The organism is Planomonospora parontospora, assembly GCA_014647935.1.
In the GTDB taxonomy this organism is placed as follows: domain Bacteria; phylum Actinomycetota; class Actinomycetes; order Streptosporangiales; family Streptosporangiaceae; genus Planomonospora; species Planomonospora parontospora.
Genome location: BMQD01000085.1, coordinates 1 through 1361, shown reverse-complemented (window position 1 = coordinate 1361; position 1361 = coordinate 1). Strand labels below are relative to the sequence as shown.

The 1361-nt window shown below is 61.6% G+C and carries 1 protein-coding gene; it reads left to right on the top strand.

The features are described 5' to 3' along the window. The first annotated feature begins 85 nt into the window (after positions 1 to 85). Positions 86 to 328, top strand: a complete 243-nt coding sequence (locus IEZ07_RS35215) for a hypothetical protein (RefSeq protein WP_191898762.1) — start codon at positions 86 to 88, stop codon at positions 326 to 328. Positions 329 to 1361: the final 1033 nt, after the last annotated feature.

The following is a 1361-nucleotide window of genomic DNA, read 5'->3' as shown; positions in this document are numbered from 1 at the left end:
GTCCAGCTCCTCACACTGACAGGCCCACGACCAGCACGATGATCTATCTAAACGGCATTGGCGGCGGCCGGTACGGTGGTGGACCGTGACCAGCGCCCCCACTTCGTCCGCTGTACGGCTGCCTGCCCGGGACCGCTGGTACGTGATCCCTGCCGTGCTGCCGATCGAGGTGACGGAGGAGACGGCGAAGCTCACCGTCGCGGAGTTCTTCGGCCTGGACAACGGAATTCATGGCGGAGAACTGAGCATCCCTGTAGGGCATATACTGCACAATTCCGCTGCCCACTCAGTGATGGGCGGGCAGCGGCCGACCGCTGAAGCGCTATGAAGTTCGGAGCCGCATCGAGGATTCTCTCCTCATCGACGCCTTTGTGATTAATACAGACCGTGACGCCAGCGTGTGCACCACCATTTGTCTCCTACCTTTATGCACGATCTGTACGATCGGCCTCCCCATTGGTTTACGGCCGGCGTGGTGACGCTTGTTTTCCCGCTAGGGACGGTCCTGTGGCACGCGTGGTAAGTACGGCCGCCATCGTCTGACCAATCGAGCGAAACCTTGTCTCCTCCGCGCAGTTCTGACCCCCATGACCAGTAGAGATGTCCTTCGCCGAGGTACGAGAATGTCCCGCCGTATAAACCGACGCGGCCACGCGGCTGTCCAGTGCTCCAGCTCCATCGGATTCGATAGCTCGGATTGTACGCATCGTAAGGGTTGAATGCAGGACCGCACGAGCCGTCGATGCGCCCTGCCGCGTGAACCTCCTCGCTCAGCTCCTCGCCGAGTTCGGGGTCCGTGCTCAACCCTTCTCCGGGGCTCGGGTTCACGCCGGCCAATGCCGGTGCGGCATGCGTGTCCGCCGTCGCGCTCGCCGCCGTCCACGGCGCAGCCAGCAGAAGTGTCAGCAGCGCACAGCGCAGCAGACTTTCTTTCCGCGGCCCTCTCTTTTCCTGCCCTACGCCCATTTCTCTCTCCTGTCGCGAAGATGAACGATCGAGACATAGGCGATAGTATGAATGGAAAACGGCGGATGCATTCACCAGAGGGTTGATCTTCCCTCCGCTTTGGGCGGTACATCAGGCAGGTTGTCATCTGTTGACTGTAGACAGTCAGCAGTACATCGCCGCGCCTACGAGTGGTGGACGCGCAGTTATCCGCTCATGACCTCCACTCTTGCGGGCAGGCGGGGTAGGCAGCAGCGGCGGCTTTCACCAGGCCCTCCACGACGGACAGCATCGCGGTGAGGTAGTCGCCCTCGCGGCGTAGCATCCGCAGGCGAACATCTGGCTGGTCAGCCCCCCAATGCCGTTTAGATAGATCATCGTGCTGGTCGTGGGCCTGTCAGTGTGAGGAGCTGGAC